At 56.2% G+C, this 16,870-nt stretch carries 17 protein-coding genes; 4 read left to right on the forward strand and 13 right to left on the reverse strand.

Translation table 11 applies throughout. The features are described 5' to 3' along the window. Nucleotides 1-24: 24 nt before the first annotated feature. Nucleotides 25-783 (forward strand): CDP-diacylglycerol diphosphatase, encoded by a 759-nt coding sequence (locus ACFQW4_RS21720; protein ID WP_377727515.1) that lies wholly within the window; start codon nt 25-27, stop codon nt 781-783. 83 nt (nt 784-866) lie between these two features. Here ACFQW4_RS21720 and tpiA read toward each other — a convergent pair whose 3' ends face one another. The 3 genes from tpiA to fpr form a co-directional block, all read right to left on the reverse strand. Beyond that, nucleotides 867-1,634, reverse strand: coding sequence for a triose-phosphate isomerase (gene tpiA, locus ACFQW4_RS21725; protein WP_377727518.1), 768 nt, complete (start codon nt 1,632-1,634; stop codon nt 867-869). Between the two features lie 120 nt (nt 1,635-1,754). Then, nucleotides 1,755-2,345: a YiiQ family protein gene (locus ACFQW4_RS21730; protein WP_101760647.1), complete on the reverse strand. Its 591-nt coding sequence runs from the start codon at nt 2,343-2,345 to the stop codon at nt 1,755-1,757. Nucleotides 2,346-2,451: 106 nt separating this feature from the next. Further along, entirely contained in the window at nt 2,452-3,198 is a 747-nt protein-coding gene (fpr, locus tag ACFQW4_RS21735; protein ID WP_110868182.1) for a ferredoxin--NADP(+) reductase, read from the reverse strand. A gap of 283 nt (nt 3,199-3,481) precedes the next feature. Here fpr and emrD point away from each other — a divergent pair, with 283 nt between their 5' ends. Beyond that, nucleotides 3,482-4,678, forward strand: a complete 1,197-nt coding sequence (gene emrD / locus ACFQW4_RS21740) for a multidrug efflux MFS transporter EmrD (RefSeq protein WP_377727522.1) — start codon at nt 3,482-3,484, stop codon at nt 4,676-4,678. On the opposite strand, the gene glpX is transcribed toward emrD, so the two are convergent. From glpX to ACFQW4_RS21755, 3 genes are all read right to left on the reverse strand, one after another. Then, a complete protein-coding gene (gene glpX / locus ACFQW4_RS21745) occupies nt 4,668-5,678 on the reverse strand; it encodes a class II fructose-bisphosphatase (RefSeq protein ID WP_277974237.1) in 1,011 nt (336 codons plus the stop codon). The genes emrD and glpX overlap by 11 nt on opposite strands. Nucleotides 5,679-5,774: 96 nt before the next feature. After that, nucleotides 5,775-7,283 carry a glycerol kinase GlpK gene (gene glpK / locus ACFQW4_RS21750; protein WP_110868179.1) on the reverse strand — a complete coding sequence of 503 codons (1,509 nt, stop codon included), beginning with the start codon at nt 7,281-7,283 and terminating at the stop codon, nt 5,775-5,777. A gap of 30 nt (nt 7,284-7,313) precedes the next feature. Next, entirely contained in the window at nt 7,314-8,162 is an 849-nt protein-coding gene (locus ACFQW4_RS21755; RefSeq protein WP_061720295.1) for an MIP/aquaporin family protein, read from the reverse strand. 420 nt (nt 8,163-8,582) lie between these two features. On the opposite strand from ACFQW4_RS21755, the gene zapB reads away from it, so the two are divergent. After that, entirely contained in the window at nt 8,583-8,822 is a 240-nt protein-coding gene (zapB, locus tag ACFQW4_RS21760) for a cell division protein ZapB (RefSeq protein WP_007885384.1), read from the forward strand. A 50-nt stretch (nt 8,823-8,872) separates the two neighbouring features. On the opposite strand, the gene rraA is transcribed toward zapB, so the two are convergent. From rraA to priA, 6 genes are all read right to left on the reverse strand, one after another. Beyond that, entirely contained in the window at nt 8,873-9,358 is a 486-nt protein-coding gene (rraA, locus tag ACFQW4_RS21765) for a ribonuclease E activity regulator RraA (RefSeq protein WP_061720294.1), read from the reverse strand. A 154-nt stretch (nt 9,359-9,512) separates the two neighbouring features. After that, a complete protein-coding gene (gene hslU / locus ACFQW4_RS21770) occupies nt 9,513-10,850 on the reverse strand; it encodes an HslU--HslV peptidase ATPase subunit (protein WP_007885388.1) in 1,338 nt (445 codons plus the stop codon). 5 nt (nt 10,851-10,855) lie between these two features. Continuing rightward, nucleotides 10,856-11,392, reverse strand: coding sequence for an ATP-dependent protease subunit HslV (gene hslV, locus ACFQW4_RS21775; protein WP_101760642.1), 537 nt, complete (start codon nt 11,390-11,392; stop codon nt 10,856-10,858). An 89-nt stretch (nt 11,393-11,481) separates the two neighbouring features. Then, complete coding sequence (ftsN, locus tag ACFQW4_RS21780; RefSeq protein ID WP_222235150.1) at nt 11,482-12,396, reverse strand: cell division protein FtsN; 915 nt, start codon at nt 12,394-12,396, stop codon at nt 11,482-11,484. Between the two features lie 151 nt (nt 12,397-12,547). After that, nucleotides 12,548-13,585: a DNA-binding transcriptional regulator CytR gene (cytR, locus tag ACFQW4_RS21785; protein ID WP_061720292.1), complete on the reverse strand. Its 1,038-nt coding sequence runs from the start codon at nt 13,583-13,585 to the stop codon at nt 12,548-12,550. Nucleotides 13,586-13,751: 166 nt separating this feature from the next. Further along, nucleotides 13,752-15,950: a primosomal protein N' gene (gene priA, locus ACFQW4_RS21790; RefSeq protein ID WP_110868178.1), complete on the reverse strand. Its 2,199-nt coding sequence runs from the start codon at nt 15,948-15,950 to the stop codon at nt 13,752-13,754. 210 nt (nt 15,951-16,160) lie between these two features. On the opposite strand from priA, the gene rpmE reads away from it, so the two are divergent. After that, nucleotides 16,161-16,376, forward strand: coding sequence for a 50S ribosomal protein L31 (rpmE, locus tag ACFQW4_RS21795; protein WP_007885402.1), 216 nt, complete (start codon nt 16,161-16,163; stop codon nt 16,374-16,376). Nucleotides 16,377-16,453: 77 nt separating this feature from the next. Here the strand turns inward: rpmE and metJ are convergent, their stop codons facing one another. After that, nucleotides 16,454-16,771 carry a met regulon transcriptional regulator MetJ gene (gene metJ / locus ACFQW4_RS21800; protein WP_007885403.1) on the reverse strand — a complete coding sequence of 106 codons (318 nt, stop codon included), beginning with the start codon at nt 16,769-16,771 and terminating at the stop codon, nt 16,454-16,456. Between the last annotated feature and the right edge of the window lie 99 nt (nt 16,772-16,870).

Consider the following 16,870-nt stretch of genomic DNA (forward strand, 5'->3'; position numbering starts at 1 on the left):
GGTGATGAACAGAGGAATCGGGCTATGCAGGGCAGTCGTCGTACCCTGAAGTTACTTACCGCTTTATTGGTGCTGTTGATTGTCGGACTGATCGCCGGCGCCATCCATTTCCATAAAAACTCTAACGCCTTATGGCAGATCATCAGCGAAAAGTGCGTGCCGAATATGGCGGCGACGGGCAACCCAGCGCCGTGCCAGCAGGTGAATAGCGCGCAGGGTTACGTCACGCTGAAAGATCTCAACGGGCCGTTGCAGTATCTGCTGATGCCGATCGAAAAAATCACCGGCATGGAAAGTCCCATCATTCTTGAACCTGCTACACCAAATCTGTTTGCCGAGGCCTGGCAACAGCGCGCATTACTGGCGCAAAGGCACGGCGCGCCGATTCCCGATAGCGCGCTGTCGCTGGCCATCAATGCGCAATACGGGCGTACGCAGAATCAGCTGCATATTCATATTTCCTGTCTGCGTCCGGATGTGCGCCAGCAGCTGGATGCGCTGGCACCGAGACTGAATGCGCAGTGGCAGAGTGAAACGCTGCGCAAGCATGGTTATCTGGTGCGGGCGCTTTCTAAGGAAGAACTGGCGCAAAAGAGTGCGTTTATCCTTCTGGCGGATGAAGTGCCGCATGCGCGCAGCGAGATGGGGAAATATGGCCTGGCGCTGGCACAGCTGCCGGATGGCCGTTTAGCGCTGCTGGCGCTGGAACGTAACTGGCTGAAACTGAACAGCGGCTCGGCGGAAGAGCTGCAGGATCATAACTGCAGCATATTGCCGCAATAACCCTTTTTCGTAGGGACGCAATTAATAGCGGCCAATAAAAAAGGCGGCTAATCAGCCGCCTTAATCTGCATCTAAACGCTAAGTTACGCGTTTTTCGCTGCTGCTGCCGCTTTCACGATTACCGCAAAAGCATCCGCTTTCAGTGAAGCACCGCCAACCAGTGCGCCATCGATATCTGGCTGGGTGAACAGCTCAGCGGCGTTTTTGTCGTTGACCGAACCGCCGTACTGAATGATCACTTGCTGAGCGATAGCCGCATCTTTCTTCGCGATATGGTCACGAATGAATTTATGCACCGCCTGAGCCTGCGCTGGCGTAGCAGATTTGCCGGTACCGATAGCCCAAACCGGCTCATAAGCGATGACTGCGCCTTCGAACGCCGTGGCGCCCTGCGTTTCCAGCACGGCGTCGATCTGACGTGCGCACACTTCTTCCGTTTTGCCCGCTTCGTTTTCTGCGTCAGTTTCACCGATGCACAGAACCGGCACCAGACCCGCTTCTTTCACTACGGCAAATTTCTTCGCGATGAACTCGTCGCTCTCTTTGTGGTAGGTGCGGCGCTCAGAGTGGCCGATGATGATGTATTTCGCGCCAACGTCTTTCAACATGTCTGCGGACGTTTCGCCAGTGAATGCGCCAGACAGATTAACGTCAACGTTCTGAGCACCCAGAGCAATGTGGCTACCGGAAATGGCGTGTTTCGCCAGGTCCAGATAGATGGCTGGCGGTGCAATCGCGACGCCACAACCATCAACACCAGACAGCTCTTTGCGCAGGCCTTCAATCAGCTCTTTGGTGATCTGCTTGCTACCGTTCAGTTTCCAGTTACCCATAACCAGTGGATGTCGCATTCTTTCCTCCGCATAACGCGATTCATGAAATAGCGCTGCCATCGGGCAGCGATGTCTGCGAGACAGTATAGAGATCAAATGTGTTGCTGGCTTTGCTTTTCGTCATTTTTGCCGGTGCGATCAGGGCGTCGCGAGCGCCAGTTTTATCGGCTCAACGGCGAAGGTCAAACCCTTGTCGCCGTTGTCTGCCACCACGAAACGCAATGCACCTTCGGTGCGGGCAAAATAGCGCGCACCTTTACCGGCGCTCAGCAGGGAATCGAGTTTTTTACGCCCCTCTTCAGGCGACAAGCCGGGAATGAAGAAGCGCAGCAGGGCGGTCATGTAATCCATGGCGCGAGCCTGCGCGGCTTTCATATCGGGACCGGGAACCGGCAGCCAGGTGATTTGCAGGGTTTTGATTTTTCCGGTGCCTTGCTCCAGCGCAGTTGAGGCATACAGCGTTTCGCTGATTTTGCTGGCGGCACGCGTCAGATTGCTTTTATCGCCGCGACTATCAATCGCGCGATACTCCTGCAGCAATGCATTGGGATTAGCAGCGTTGTACTTCTCACGGAACTGAGCAACGGTCATATCGAACGTCGGCGCACCCGCGAGCAGATAGGGCGCTGCAGGCAGATGATCGCTACGATCCAACGCGGGTGCATCGTCCGCCCAGGCGGGAAATGTCAGTGCGAGGCCAAGCAGCAGCGCGACTGGCAGGTTGTTCATTGCTTCGGCCCTAAATCATTCACTTAGCCCACGATTAGAACGGTTTTTACCGGGCAAAGTCAAAACCCACACTGGGAAAAATCTCAGATTATTCGCTCCGCGCCGATTACCAGTAATGCTCGCTGGTCATGTGGCCGGGTTTGCGTTTGAAATGTTTGCGCATCTCACGCGTATCTTTCAGCAGCTGCTGGGTATCGCGCACCATCTGTGGATTGCCGCACAGCATCACATGGCTGGTTTCTGCCGTCAGCGGCAAGCCAACCGCACGCTCCAGTTCTCCGCTTTCAATCAACTGCGGTACGCGGCCGTGCAGCGAACCGGCGATCTCTTCGCGGCTCACCACCGTTTGGATGTGTAACTTGCCCTGATAGCGCTGCTGCAACGCCTGCATCAAGGGCAGGAAGCTCAGGTCATCGGCGAAGCGCGCGGCGTGTACCAGCACAATATTGTCGAAACGATCCAGATCTTCGCCCTGTTGCAGGATCGATAAATAGGGGCCGATCGCCGTACCGGTCGCCAGCATCCACAGCGTTTGGCAATCTGGAATTTCGTCGAGCACAAAGAAACCCGCCGCCTCTTTAGTGATCATCACCTGCTCGCCGGGCTGCAGCGCCTGCAAACGCGGGCTCAGTTTGCCTTCCGGCACCGTGACCAGATAAAACTCCAGCAGCGGATCCTGCGGCGCGTTGACGTACGAATAGGCACGCTGCACGCGCTCACCGTCAATCTCCAGAGCCAGCTTGGCAAATTGTCCCGCGGTAAAGGTATCAATCGGCGCTGCAACGCGCAGGCTGAACAGTGCGTCGGTCCAGTTTTTTACCTCTTTCACTTCAGCATTGATCCACTCAGCCATGTTGGCTCCTTAATATTGTTTAGTTAGGTACATCATCGCCATCGGCCTAACGGATTTCCAGTCCATGCACGGGCAAAGGGCTCTCAGCGACAAACGCAGCGCACAGATCAGCAACTGTAGCGGGCGGTTTACAATCTGGACAAACAGCTTGACGGCTTGAGACATACAGCTTTGCCTGCGCCTCTCGATTTGTCACTGAATCCTGATATTTTTGCCGCCATAAATCCGAGGCGGCCTGTTTTGTGCTGCTTATTCTTTGTTTCTCAGGCAGACATTTTGTTCCATGTTGATAAGTAAAACGCAAAATCGCTTTCTGTTATTCATGCTGATCGTGCTGGTGGCGGTTGGGCAGATGGCGCAAACCATCTATGTGCCAGCGATGGCCAACATGGCCGAAACGCTTAATGTGCGCAGCGGGGCGATCCAGCAGGTGATGGCCGCCTACCTGATGACCTACGGCGGATCGCAGTTGATCTACGGCCCGCTGTCGGACAGTTTTGGCCGCCGTCCGGTGATCCTGATTGGCATGACGATCTTTGCGGTCGGCGCGTTGATCGCTATGCTCGCGCCCTCATTGGATATTTTGGTGCTGGGCAGCGCGGTACAAGGTTTAGGTACCGGCGTGGCGGGCGTGATGGCGCGCACCATGCCGCGCGATCTCTACTCCGGCATCGCGCTGCGCCAGGCGAACAGCTTGCTTAATATGGGCATTCTGGTCAGCCCGCTGCTGGCTCCGGTGATTGGCGCGCTGCTGACGCATCTGTTTGGCTGGCACGCCTGTTTCGCCTTCCTGCTGCTGCTGTGCGTCGGCGTCACCGCGTCGATGGCGCGCTGGCTGCCGGAAACGCGTCCAGCGGATACGCCCGCCACGCCATTCCTGCGCCGTTATGCCACTTTGCTGAGCGACGGCAACTTTGTGCGGTACCTGCTGCTACTGATTGGCGCGCTGGCGGGCATCGCAGTGTTTGAAGCCAGCTGTGGCGTGCTGATGGGCGGCGTGTTGGGGCTGGATGGATTGACCGTCAGCATCCTGTTTATCCTGCCGATTCCGGCGGCGTTCTTTGGCGCCTGGTTTGCCGGACGTGAGCAGAAATCCTGGCACACGCTGATGTGGTACGGCGTGAACAGCTGCCTGTTAGCGGGCTTGCTGATGTGGGTTCCGGCCTGGTTTGGCGTGATGAACATCTGGACGTTGCTGGTGCCGGCTGCGCTGTTCTTCTTTGGCGCGGGTATGCTGTTTCCGCTGGCAACCTCGGGCGCGATGGAGCCGTATGCGTGGCTGGCGGGCAGCGCGGGTGCGTTAATCGGAGGCTTGCAGAATCTCGGTTCTGGCGTGGTGGCGTGGCTTTCTGCGCTGTTGCCGCAGCACGATCAATCCAGCCTTGGCATGCTGATGTTCGTGACGTCGCTGGTGATGCTGCTGTGCTGGTGGCCGCTCTCACGTCATCCGGAGAGCGGCAAGCAGGCGATTACAGGATAAATTGATGCAGCGCCGCGTCTTTGCGATCCAGATAGTGGATTGACTGGATGCGGCGAATGGTGCGCGATTTACCGCGCACCAGCAGGGTTTCGCTGGTGGCGATGTTGCCGTTACGCGTGATGCCTTTTAGCAAATCGCCGGTGGTGATGCCGGTGGCCGCGAAGATAACGTTATCGTTGCGCGCCATCTGATCCAGTTTCAGTACCTGACCCGCTTCAATGCCCATCTCGGCGCAGCGTTGCAGTTCATTCTCGCCCAGACGACGATTCTCTTCGCTATCCCCTTTCACCTGGTGACGCGCCAGCAGGCGTGCCTGCATGTCGCCGTCCATCGCACGGATCACGGCCGCCGATACCACACCTTCCGGCGCGCCGCCGATGCCGTACATCACATCCACTTCGCTATCCGGCATACAGGTCAGAATCGAGGCCGCGACATCGCCATCCGGGAAGGAGAACACGCGCACGCCGAGCTGCTGCAGCTGGGCAATCACCGCATCGTGGCGGGGCTTGGCCAGAATCGATACCGTTAACTGGCTGAGCGGTTTGCCCAATGCCAGCGCGATGTTTTTCAGGTTGATATCAAGCGGCAGATTGAGGTCGATGGCGCCACGTGCGCCCGGTCCAACAATCAGCTTTTCCATGTACATATCAGGTGCGTGCAGGAAGCTGCCCTTATCACCAACCGCCAGCACCGCCAGCGCATTGGCCTGGCCCATCGCCGTCATGCGTGTGCCTTCGATCGGATCGACCGCGATATCCACCGCGTCGCCGCGGCCGGTACCGACTTTCTCACCGATATACAGCATCGGCGCTTCGTCGATTTCGCCTTCGCCAATCACAATCTGGCCGTCGATATCAATAGTGTTGAGCATAATGCGCATGGCGTGAACGGCTGCGCCGTCGGCCGCATTTTTATCGCCGCGTCCTAACCAGTGATAGCCCGCCAGAGCGGCGGCTTCAGTCACGCGGGAAAATTCAATCGCGAGTTCTCGTTTCATGGTGGCACCTGACAAAAAACAGGCAGGCAGTTTAACACAGCGGAGAAGCGTGGCAGGGGAAAAACCCGCGGCAGGGCGCCGCGGGTTAGCAGGATGTTACTCTTCGTCTTCCCACGCTTTAGCGCGAGCGACGGCTTTCTTCCAGCCGGCGTAACGGACGTTACGTTCGGTGGTTTCGATGCTTGGGCGGAACTCACGCTCAATCACCGCTTTAGCGCGGACTTCTTCCAGGTCGCCCCAGAAGCCAACGGCCAGGCCAGCCAGATACGCCGCACCCAGCGCTGTAACTTCACGCACTTCCGGACGCTCAACGCGCGTGCCGAGAATGTCAGACTGGAACTGCATCAGGAAGTTGTTGGCGACCGCACCACCATCCACGCGCAGTGACTGCAGGCGGGTGCCAGCATCGTTCTGCATCGCTTCCAGTACATCGCGCGTCTGGTACGCAATCGACTCCAGCGTGGCACGGATGATGTGGTTAGCGTTCGCACCGCGCGTCAGACCGAAAATCGCGCCGCGTGCATACGGGTCCCAATAAGGCGCGCCCAAACCGGTGAAGGCCGGCACCATATATACGCCGTTAGTGTCTTTCACTTTCAACGCGAAGTATTCAGAGTCGGTTGAATCACTGATCAGCTTCATCTCATCGCGCAGCCACTGAATCGACGCACCACCGATAAACACCGCACCTTCCAGCGCATAGTTCACTTCGCCGCGTGGGCCGCAAGCGATGGTGGTCAGCAGGCCGTGCGTAGACGTCACGGCTTCGGTGCCGGTGTTCATCAACATAAAGCAGCCGGTGCCGTAAGTGTTTTTCGCCATACCCGGTTGTACGCACAGCTGGCCATACAGCGCCGCTTGCTGGTCACCGGCGATTCCGGCGATAGGAATACGCGTACCGCCTTTACCACCAATGTTGGTCTGGCCGTACACTTCGGAAGATCCTTTCACTTCTGGCAGCATTTCACGCGGGATATCGAGGATCTCCAGCATGCGCTCATCCCACTCCAGCTTGTGGATGTTGTACATCATGGTACGTGAGGCGTTGGTGTGATCGGTGACGTGCACACGTCCCTGCGTCATTTTCCAAATCAGCCAGGTATCAACGGTACCGAACAGCAGTTCGCCGCGTTTTGCACGCTCACGTGCGCCTTCAACGTGGTCAAGAATCCACTTCACTTTGGTGCCGGAGAAGTACGGGTTAATCACCAAACCGGTGGTGTGCTGGATGTACTCTTCCAGACCCTCTTTCTTCAGTTTGTTACAGTAATCTGCGGTGCGCGGATCCTGCCAGACGATAGCGTTGTAAACCGGTTTGCCGGTCTCTTTATCCCATACGATGGCGGTTTCACGCTGGTTGGTGATACCAATCGCCGCGATTTGATCGGAGTTAATGTCGGCGTGCGCCAGCACTTCCACTAGCGTCGAGCTTTGTGACGCCCAGATATCCATTGGGTCATGTTCAACCCAACCCGCTTTCGGGTAGATCTGGGTAAATTCGCGCTGAGAAACCGCAACGATGTTGGCATCATGATCAAGCACCACGGCGCGTGAGCTGGTTGTGCCCTGATCGAGTGCAACGATATATTTTTTATCAGTAGTCATTGTGCTGTCCTGATGTGGTATCGATGAAACTTACGCTTTACGCTGCTGAGCGCGCGCAACCGGTTTTTCTGCTGTGCTGGCTTCCGCAACGTTAACTGGCAGATGGCGGCCAATCAGCGAACGGTAACCAAAGGCTCCGAGGCAAGCACCGACCAGCGGGCCAAAAATCGGAACCAGGAAGTAAGGAATATCTTTGCCACCGGTGAAGGCGACGTTGCCCCAACCAGCGAAGAACGCGAACAGTTTTGGACCAAAGTCACGCGCCGGATTGAGTGCGAAGCCGGTCAGTGGACCCATTGAGCCACCGATGACCGCCACCAGCAGACCAATCAACAGCGGAGCCAGCGGACCACGCGGCACACCGTTGCCGTCATCGGTCAACGCCATAATCACTGCCATCAACACCGCTGTAATCACCATCTCAACCAGGAACGCCTGAGCTACGCTGATGTGCGGGTTCGGGTAAGTCGAGAAGATACCGGCCAGATCGAGGCTTTCAACACTGCCGCGCACCATTTGATGGCCCGCTTCGTAATCAAAGAACAGATTGTAGTAGAGACCGTAAACCAACGCGGCAGCGCAGAACGCGCCGGCAACCTGCGCCAGAATATAGGGAACAACTTTACGACCTTCAAAATTAGCGAACAGGCACAGCGCGACGGTAACGGCTGGGTTAAGATGCGCGCCGGAAACGCCTGCGCTCAGATAGACTGCCATGGAGACGGCTAAACCCCAGATAATACAAATTTCCCACTGACCGAATGACGCACCGGCCAGTTTTAGTGCAGCAACGCAGCCTGCACCAAAGAAGATAATCAAACCTGTACCGAGAAATTCAGCGATGCACTGACCTTTTAGTGTGTTAGTTGTCTGACTCATAATGGCATTCCTGAAGCGAGGTTAAATTTTATCAGTTTTTGTTCTCATCCATGAGTCGCCCAGCTATCAATGTAGGGTTGATGTGAATTTATCGTTAACGAGCATAAACGAGAAATAGCGAAATTGAAAACTGTGTACTGTGTCATAAAAATGCGCGTTTTCGCGTCTTTTGCGTTTCTTTAAGGCCCATTCACCGCGCTTTACTGGCCGATGCTGACGTGATCGCGCACACAGATGCGCGAAGATGCGCATTTTTTTAGGCATAGACTGAAAAGTGTTACAGACTGCCCTCGCAGGCCTTGTGCCGCTGGACTTGCTGGGTTTGGCTACATACAATCGAGTCATCGTGGCTGAGCGCACTGTAATAAGGCATGCACTAGCCCCATCAACGCCTTGCAAGATTTAGGAGAGGTCAGAAAGATGTCATTTGAAGTGTTCGAGAAACTGGAAGCGAAAGTACAGCAGGCGATTGATACTATCACTCTGCTGCAGATGGAAATTGAAGAGCTGAAAGAGCAAAACAACACGCTGAAAAACGAAGTCAGCCAGGCTTCAGGCAACCAGGATGCACTGGTGCGTGAAAATCAGCATCTGAAAGAAGAGCAGCATGTCTGGCAGGATCGTCTGCGGGCACTGCTGGGAAAAATGGAAGAAGTTTAAGCGTCAATGCTTAAACCAACGGGTGCCGCGGCACCCGTTTTTGTTGCGGCTTACTCGATGTCGAGCGCGTCTTCAGACAGGATGATGCCGGTATTGTCGGCATACAGATGGTCGCCAGAGAAGAAAGTCACGCCGCCGAAGTTAACGCGCACGTCACTTTCGCCAATGCCTTCACCCGCTGCTCCCACCGGAATCGCCGCAATCGCCTGAATGCCGATTTCCAGCTCTTCGAGATCGTCAACCTGACGCACCGAGCCGTACACCACAATGCCTTCCCACTCATTTTGCGCCGCCAGACTCGCCAGCTGAGCATCGACCAGTGCGCGACGGACCGAACCGCCGCCATCCACCAGCAATACGCGACCCCGACCGTTCTCTTCCAGCAAATCGTAGAGTAAGCCGTTATCTTCGAAACATTTCACTGTGGTGATTTGACCACCGAATGAGCTGCGCCCACCAAAGTTCGAAAAAAGCGGTTCAACAACATTCACAGCTTCGTGGTAGATGTCACAGAGTTCAGATGTATCGTATTTCATGAGGGTTTTCGTCTGTTTGCCACAGGAGCGCTAAGTATATCGCTATCTGGCGATTGTTGGCAAAATCATCAACCGCCAAAAAAAGCGTTGCATCAATATCCTGCGTAAAAAAAAGCCCGGCACAGTGGCCGGGCAGAGATTTCGCGGGTGAAGCTTACAGAATGAAGCGGCTGAGATCTTCGTCGGCCACCAGCTCATCCAGATGCTTACCAACGTACTCGGCATCGATAGTGATCGACTCACCGTTACGATCGCTGGCGTCATAGGAGATATCTTCCATCAGACGCTCCAGCACGGTATGCAGACGACGCGCACCGATGTTCTCGGTGGTCTCGTTCACCTGCCATGCGGCTTCGGCGATACGCCGCACTGCGTCATCGGTGAAGTCGATATTGACCCCTTCGGTGCCCATCAGCGCTTTGTACTGCACGGTAACCGAGGCGTTTGGCTCGGTCAGAATGCGCTCGAAGTCATTGACGGTCAGCGCCTGCAGTTCAACGCGAATCGGCAGACGGCCTTGCAGTTCTGGGATCAGATCTGACGGGCTGGCGACCTGGAACGCGCCGGAAGCGATAAACAGAATGTGGTCGGTTTTCACCATGCCGTGCTTGGTGGAAACGGTGCAACCTTCCACCAGCGGCAGCAGGTCGCGCTGTACGCCTTCGCGTGACACGTCTGGACCGCCCGCATTCTGGCCGCCGCGCTTACAGATTTTGTCGATTTCGTCGATGAACACGATACCGTGCTGCTCAACCGCATCGATGGCATCCTGCTTCAGCTCTTCCGGGTTCACCAGCTTGGCCGCTTCTTCTTCAATCAGCAGCTTCATGGCTTCTTTGATTTTCAGCTTACGCGGTTTCTGCTTCTGCCCACCGAGGTTCTGGAACATCGATTGCAGCTGGCTGGTCATCTCTTCCATGCCCGGAGGCGCCATGATCTCAACGCCAGCCGATGAAGCGGCCAGATCGATCTCAATCTCTTTGTCATCCAGCTGGCCTTCGCGCAGTTTCTTGCGGAAGGATTGACGCGCTGCCGATGGCTCAGCCGCTTGTTCAGCCTGGCCCCAGTTATTTTTCGCGGGTGGGATCAGCACATCCAGGATGCGCTCTTCCGCCATCTCTTCCGCGCGGTACTTGTTCTTCTCGATTGCCTGGCTGCGCACCATCTTGATGGCAGAATCGGTCAGATCGCGAATGATGGAATCAACCTCTTTACCGACGTAACCGACTTCGGTGAATTTGGTGGCTTCCACTTTGATGAACGGTGCGTTCGCCAGTTTGGCTAAGCGACGGGCGATTTCGGTTTTACCGACACCGGTTGGACCAATCATCAGAATGTTTTTTGGCGTCACTTCATGGCGCAGCTCTTCGTCGAGCTGCATGCGGCGCCAGCGATTACGCAGGGCGATCGCGACCGCCTTCTTTGCGCCGTCCTGGCCGATGATAAAGCGATTAAGCTCGCTGACAATCTCGCGTGGAGTCATCTCAGACATGATGTTTAGTCCTTAGCCTTAGACGGTAATGCTTCGAAGTTAATATTGTGGTTGGTGTAGATACAGATATCGCCAGCGATGTTCAGCGCTTTCTCCACGATATCGTGTGCACCAATGTCGGTGTTTTCCAGCAGCGCGCGTGCCGCTGCCTGGGCGTAAGGCCCACCAGAACCAATTGCGATCAGGTCATTTTCCGGCTGGATAACGTCGCCGTTGCCGCTGATGATTAATGAGGCGTTTTCGTCGGCCACCGCCAGCAGCGCTTCAAGGCGGCGCAGCATGCGATCGGTACGCCAATCTTTAGCCAGTTCGACCGCCGCTTTCACCAGATGGCCCTGGTGCATTTCCAGCTTGCGCTCAAACAGTTCAAACAGGGTGAAGGCATCTGCGGTACCGCCAGCAAAGCCGGCGATCACTTTATCGTTGTAAAGACGACGGACTTTTTTAACGTTGCCTTTCATTACGGTATTGCCGAGCGTAGCCTGGCCATCACCGCCAATCACTACCTGGCCGTTGCGTCGTACACTTACTATTGTTGTCACGGGCAGACCCCTTGTTGCAGTAGAAAAGGAACTCCGCGCACTCGGCGCGGAGTATCATGCAACCAGATATGGGGTAGGAAAAAGGGGTTTCAACCCCCGAGAGCGAGGGGAATACAACTTCCGTGGCCGGAACTGTGTAAGCGTTTGACTGTGCTGTCGGCGCTGCTGCGATCTTTGAACGGCCCGATCACCACGCGATTCCAGCCACCGCCGGTGGTAATGCGGCTCTCAAATCCTTCAAATGCCAGACCGGCGCGCACGGATTCCGCCTGATCGGTACCTTTGAACGAACCACACTGCACCATCCAGCGTTGTGAAGCGGCTTTCTCTTCCGCTTTCGCCTTGGCCGTTTCCTGCGGCTTGGTTTGCTGCGTTGGCTCACGCGTGATCGGCGCAGCTTGCTGTTGCTGTTGCTGTTGCTGACGCGCGGCCTGTTGTTGCTGCAACTGTTGCTGGCGCTGCTGCTGCTGTAACTGTTGCTGCTGACGTTGCAACTGCTGCTGTTGTTGTTGCTGAACCTGCTGTTGCTGCACCTGCTGACGCTGCAGCGTTTGCTGGCGCTGCGCCGGGGTTTGTTCGTTCCACGGCACTTCGTTCAACTGCGTCGGCTGCTGGCGCATATCGGCCTGCATCTGCTCCAGCAGCTGGCGCTGTTCATCGGTCAGCTGAGTTTGTGATTGCACGCCACCAGCCGAAGGCTCAGTTGGCGACGGAACGGTAATTTGGCGATTTTCCAGCTCTTTGATGTACTTCCAGCGCTCTTCCGGCTTCGGCGGCAGGCCGTTACCGTTGGCTTTGTGGTTTGGAATGACCTCAATCTCTTCTTTCTTATGATGCGAGATAAACCATAAACCACCGGCAAAGGTGACCAGCACGGCCGCGGCCAGTACCATCATTAGCTTTGAAGTGCCTGATCCGCCTTTGCTTTTCTTGCTGCGGCTGGCGGGTTTTTTGCGACGCGTCCCTGTTGAACGCCCGCGGCCTACATAATCTTTCTGTGCCACTTTCGTTCTGCTACCCTTCAAAAAAATGCCAATGGGCATGTAAATGTGCTGTTAATTGCCCGGCAATGAATGCGCCATGTTACGCAAGGGCTGGAACTTTGACCAGCACAGTCTGCCTTCAGAATCCGCTGAAAATGCAGGCGTCTACGCACTATTTTTCCCGTTTTGCCGCCGGTGCCGTACTGCCGCGCACGCGCAGCTCCGCATCCAGCAGGCGCGAACCGTTATTCACGCGTTTACCCTGCAGCTCATCAAGTAACAGCAGCATCGCTTCTCGGCCGATAGCAAAACGCGGCTGGGCCACGGTGGTCAGCGGCGGATCGTAGTATTGCGCCAGTTCGATATCATCAAAGCCCACCACCGACAGATCCTGCGGAATGCGCATGCCAAGTTTACGCGCCTGGTTCATCGCGCCCAGCGCCATCAAATCGCTATGGCAGAAAATCGCTTTCGGCGGCTGCGGCAAACTCATCAACTGCTTAAGCGCATTCGCGCCGGCTTCAAAGGTGAAATCGCCATGCACAATCATCGTTGGGTCGATGGCGATGCTGCTGCGACGCAGCGCCTGTATGTAGCCCTGCAAACGATACTGGCTCAGCGGAATGTGTTCTGGCCCGGTGATGCAGGCAATTTGGCGATGACCAAGCTGCAGCAGGTGATTCACCGCTTCAAAGGCGGCGGTCAGGTTATCGATATGGACCGTGGGTAATGCCATCTCCGGCGCAAATTCATTGCCCATCACCATCGGCGGCAGGTTGCGCTGATCTTCAATGCCCGCCTCAAACGGCAGCTGTGAACCCAACAGCACCATGCCGTCGATCTGTCGCGTCAGCATTAAATTCAGAAAGGTTTTTTCCTGTTTATTCTGATGCGCGCAATCGCCAATCAGTACCAGATAACCCTCATGCGCAGCGGTGACTTCCACGCCGCGAATGATCTCACTGAAGAAGGGATCGCAGATGTCCGGCACAATCACCAGAATGGTTTGTGTTTCACCGCGTTTGGCATTGCGCGCCAAACCGTGCGGCGCATAACCCACGGCAATCACGGCTTTTTCGACCTTGAGCCGGGTAGCAGCAGAGACTTTTTCTGGATTCATCAACGCACGTGAAACCGTGGCGGTTGAAACGCCTGCTTTCTCGGCCACATCTTTCATGGTGGCGGCGGTGGAGGGTTGCTTCTGGTCCAACGTATAACTCCTGACGCGGTACAGCGCATTGATTTTCAGACATTACCGGGCTTCAACCGGGTCGGCACTATTGTTAACCCAAGGTCGCGTCGGGTTGTTACTTAATTTGCATAAAAATTGTGACTTGTGCGACTTTTTTCGATCTGGCTCGCAGTTGTGGCGTGGCTTAGCTTTCGGTGGGATCGATATCCAGCGTCCATTTCACTTTGCGTGATGCCGGCAAGGTGGCGATCAGCGGCAGCGATCCGCTCAACAGCTGTTGCAGACGTTTGCGCGACGGATGCTGCAACAGCAGCTGCCAGCGCCAGCGTCCACTGCGCTTCGGTGCCAACGCCGGAACCGGCCCCATCAGCCACATCGCCTCATCTTTAAGCGGGCTGGCTTCCAGTAAATTACGCAGCTGTGTGAGGAATTCCGCCGCCTGCTGGTTATCCATATCCTCAGCGCGGAACAGCGCATGGCTGGTCCACGGCGGCAGCTGAACGGACTGACGCTCCAGCAGCGTTTGATCGGCAAAGGCGAAATAGCCGCGATGCAGCAATGTTTGCAGCAATGGATGTTCCGGATGATGGGTCTGCAGCAACACTTCGCCCTGTTTACCCGCACGACCGGCGCGACCCGCGACCTGCGTATAGAGCTGAGCGAAACGCTCGGCGGCGCGGAAATCGGCCGAGAACAGCGCGCCATCAACATCCAGTAGCGACACCAACGTGACATCCGGGAAGTGATGGCCTTTCGCCAGCATCTGCGTGCCCACCAGAATGCGCGCGCCGCCGCGATGCACATCGGCCAGATGCTGCTCCAGCGCGCCTTTACGGCTGGTGGTGTCGCGATCGATGCGCGATACCGGCACGCCGGGGAACAGCGTGCCCAGCTGCTGTTCCAGCTGTTCGGTACCGACGCCGACCGGCATCAAATGTGTTGAACCACAGCTCGGGCACTGATTCGGCAGCGGACGCTGGCTGTCACAATGGTGGCAGCGCAGCTGGCGATGGTTCTGGTGCAGCGTGTAGTAGCTATCGCAGCGCTGGCACTCGGCCAGCCAGCCGCAATCGTGGCACATCAGCGCCGGAGAGAAGCCACGGCGGTTGAGGAACAGCAGAACCTGATTGTCGGCCTGCAGGTGCTGACGCATTTTGCCGAGCAGTGCTGGCGCCAATCCGCCTTTCAGCTGCTGACCTTTAAGATCGATCAGCTGCTGTAACGCCGGTTTAGCATTGCCCGCGCGTTTGGTGAGATTGAGCTGGCGATATTTGCCGACGCGCACGTTGTGCAAGGTTTCCAGCGCGGGCGTGGCGGAACCCATCACAATAGGAATATCTTCCTCATGCGCACGGAACACCGCCAGATCGCGCGCCTGATAGCGCCAGCCTTCCTGTTGTTTGTACGAGCTGTCGTGCTCTTCATCAATGATGATGACGCCGGGGCGCGCCAGCGGCGTGAACAGCGCCGAGCGTGTACCGATAACAATCGCCGTTTCGCCGCTGCGCGCGCGCAGCCAGACGGCGAGGCGTTCGCTGTCATTCAGTGCCGAGTGCAGCACATCAATCGGCGCATCAAAGCGCTCACGGAAGCGGGCGATGGTTTGCGGCGTCAGGCCAATTTCCGGCACCAGCACCAAAGCCTGTTTGCCGCGTGCCAGCACGTTCTCCAGCACGCTGAGATACACCTCGGTTTTACCCGAGCCGGTAATGCCGGCCAGCAGCCACGGCGCATAGTGATCGTCTTCACTGCGCATCGCGCCCACCGCCATCGCCTGATCGGTGTTCAGGCGCAGGCGATCCCCTTTGACGGCAAAGCTGGTACGCCAGTCGTGCATCTGCGGCGTGTGTTCACGCAGTTCGCACAAGCCTTTTGCGCGCAACGCTTGCAGCGCGGCATCGGTAAAATCGTGTTCGCTGACCTGATGACGATAGAGCGGTCGCTGACGCAGCATCGCCAGCGCTTGCTGCTGTTTCGGCGCGCGCTTCAGGCTCTCCATCGCCACTTCACGGCCAGCGTCATTGATCACCCATTGCCACAGCGGCGCTTCCTGCGCGGGTTTGCCCTGACGCAGCAGCACCGGCAGCGCATGGCTCAGCACTTCGCCGAGCGGCGAATGATAATAGTTGGCGGCCCAATGCAAAATGCGCCACAGCGCGGGCGAGAACAGACTTTGATCGTCGAGCACGCTCTCTATCTGCTTGAGCTGCGTCAGCGGCAGATCGCTGGTCTCACGCGTACCGATCACAATGCCGATCATTTTGCGATTGCCGAACGGCACATTCACGCGTGCGCCCGCCACCGGCTGCGGCGCATCGGCAGGCAGCAAGTAATCAAACAGGCGAGGTAGCGGAACGGGCAGGGCAACCTGAACAACGGGCATCTGAATCTCTATCCGGTTCTGAATTAAGGAGAAGTAGTGTACACGGCTAATTAGGAAGCGGCTATTTGCTAAAACCGGTTAATTTCTGTATACTATGCCGCCTTCGATGAGATCACTTGTCGGAGCATACACTTAATGTTCAACCGCGTGTGGTGCTGTGCAGGCTGAGCCTGGCACGGAGAGCGACACGGCCTTTTATGAGGTTCTCCCATGAAACAAGGTATTCACCCTAAGTACGAAGCAGTAACCATGACTTGCTCTTGCGGTAACGTGATCAACACCCGTTCAACCATGGCTTCTGGTCTGAACCTGGACGTGTGCGGCAAATGCCACCCGTTCTACACTGGTAAGCAGCGTATTGCTGACACCGGTGGCCGTGTAGATCGCTTCAACAAGCGTTTTAGCGTGCCAGCAAGCAAGAAATAAGATTTTTGGCCGTCGAATCTTCGCGATTCGGCAGCAAGAAAAAACCCAGCCTCGGCTGGGTTTTTTTATTTCTGGCTTCAGTATTCCCAGCTATCGGGATCGATGCCCATTTCACGCATAATCTGTTTCGCTTCTTCCGGAATCTCATCGCTGCGTTCTTTACGCAAATCGACATCGTTCGGCAGAGGCTGCCCGGTGAAAGCATGCAAAAAGGCTTCACACAGCAGTTCGCTGTTGGTGGCGTGACGCAGGTTGTTTACCTGACGGCGGGTGCGCTCGTCCGTTAAAATCTTCAGCACTTTCAGCGGGATAGAAACTGTGATTTTCTTAACCTGCTCGCTCTTCTTGCCATGTTCAGCGTAAGGGCTGATATATTCGCCGTTCCATTCAGCCATGGGTTACCTTAATCAATAAAAGTTGAATATGGGGAAATCCGTTGATTATGCCCGATTTTTCGATGCCTGACCCCTTAAACCGCAGGTTTTATGCTTGAG

Source organism: Pantoea sp. GCM10028869, assembly GCF_042666835.1.
GTDB lineage: Bacteria > Pseudomonadota > Gammaproteobacteria > Enterobacterales > Enterobacteriaceae > Pantoea > Pantoea leporis.

Bases quoted from the DNA above. Each gene is read 5' to 3' on its own strand.
- ACFQW4_RS21720 (WP_377727515.1), top strand. From the start codon at position 25: ATGCAGGGCAGTCGTCGTACCCTGAAGTTACTTACCGCTTTATTGGTG.
- tpiA (WP_377727518.1), bottom strand. From the start codon at position 1,634: ATGCGACATCCACTGGTTATGGGTAACTGGAAACTGAACGGTAGCAAG.
- ACFQW4_RS21730 (WP_101760647.1), bottom strand. From the start codon at position 2,345: ATGAACAACCTGCCAGTCGCGCTGCTGCTTGGCCTCGCACTGACATTT.
- fpr (WP_110868182.1), bottom strand. From the start codon at position 3,198: ATGGCTGAGTGGATCAATGCTGAAGTGAAAGAGGTAAAAAACTGGACC.
- emrD (WP_377727522.1), top strand. From the start codon at position 3,482: ATGTTGATAAGTAAAACGCAAAATCGCTTTCTGTTATTCATGCTGATC.
- glpX (WP_277974237.1), bottom strand. From the start codon at position 5,678: ATGAAACGAGAACTCGCGATTGAATTTTCCCGCGTGACTGAAGCCGCC.
- glpK (WP_110868179.1), bottom strand. From the start codon at position 7,283: ATGACTACTGATAAAAAATATATCGTTGCACTCGATCAGGGCACAACC.
- ACFQW4_RS21755 (WP_061720295.1), bottom strand. From the start codon at position 8,162: ATGAGTCAGACAACTAACACACTAAAAGGTCAGTGCATCGCTGAATTT.
- zapB (WP_007885384.1), top strand. From the start codon at position 8,583: ATGTCATTTGAAGTGTTCGAGAAACTGGAAGCGAAAGTACAGCAGGCG.
- rraA (WP_061720294.1), bottom strand. From the start codon at position 9,358: ATGAAATACGATACATCTGAACTCTGTGACATCTACCACGAAGCTGTG.
- hslU (WP_007885388.1), bottom strand. From the start codon at position 10,850: ATGTCTGAGATGACTCCACGCGAGATTGTCAGCGAGCTTAATCGCTTT.
- priA (WP_110868178.1), bottom strand. From the start codon at position 15,950: ATGCCCGTTGTTCAGGTTGCCCTGCCCGTTCCGCTACCTCGCCTGTTT.
- rpmE (WP_007885402.1), top strand. From the start codon at position 16,161: ATGAAACAAGGTATTCACCCTAAGTACGAAGCAGTAACCATGACTTGC.
- metJ (WP_007885403.1), bottom strand. From the start codon at position 16,771: ATGGCTGAATGGAACGGCGAATATATCAGCCCTTACGCTGAACATGGC.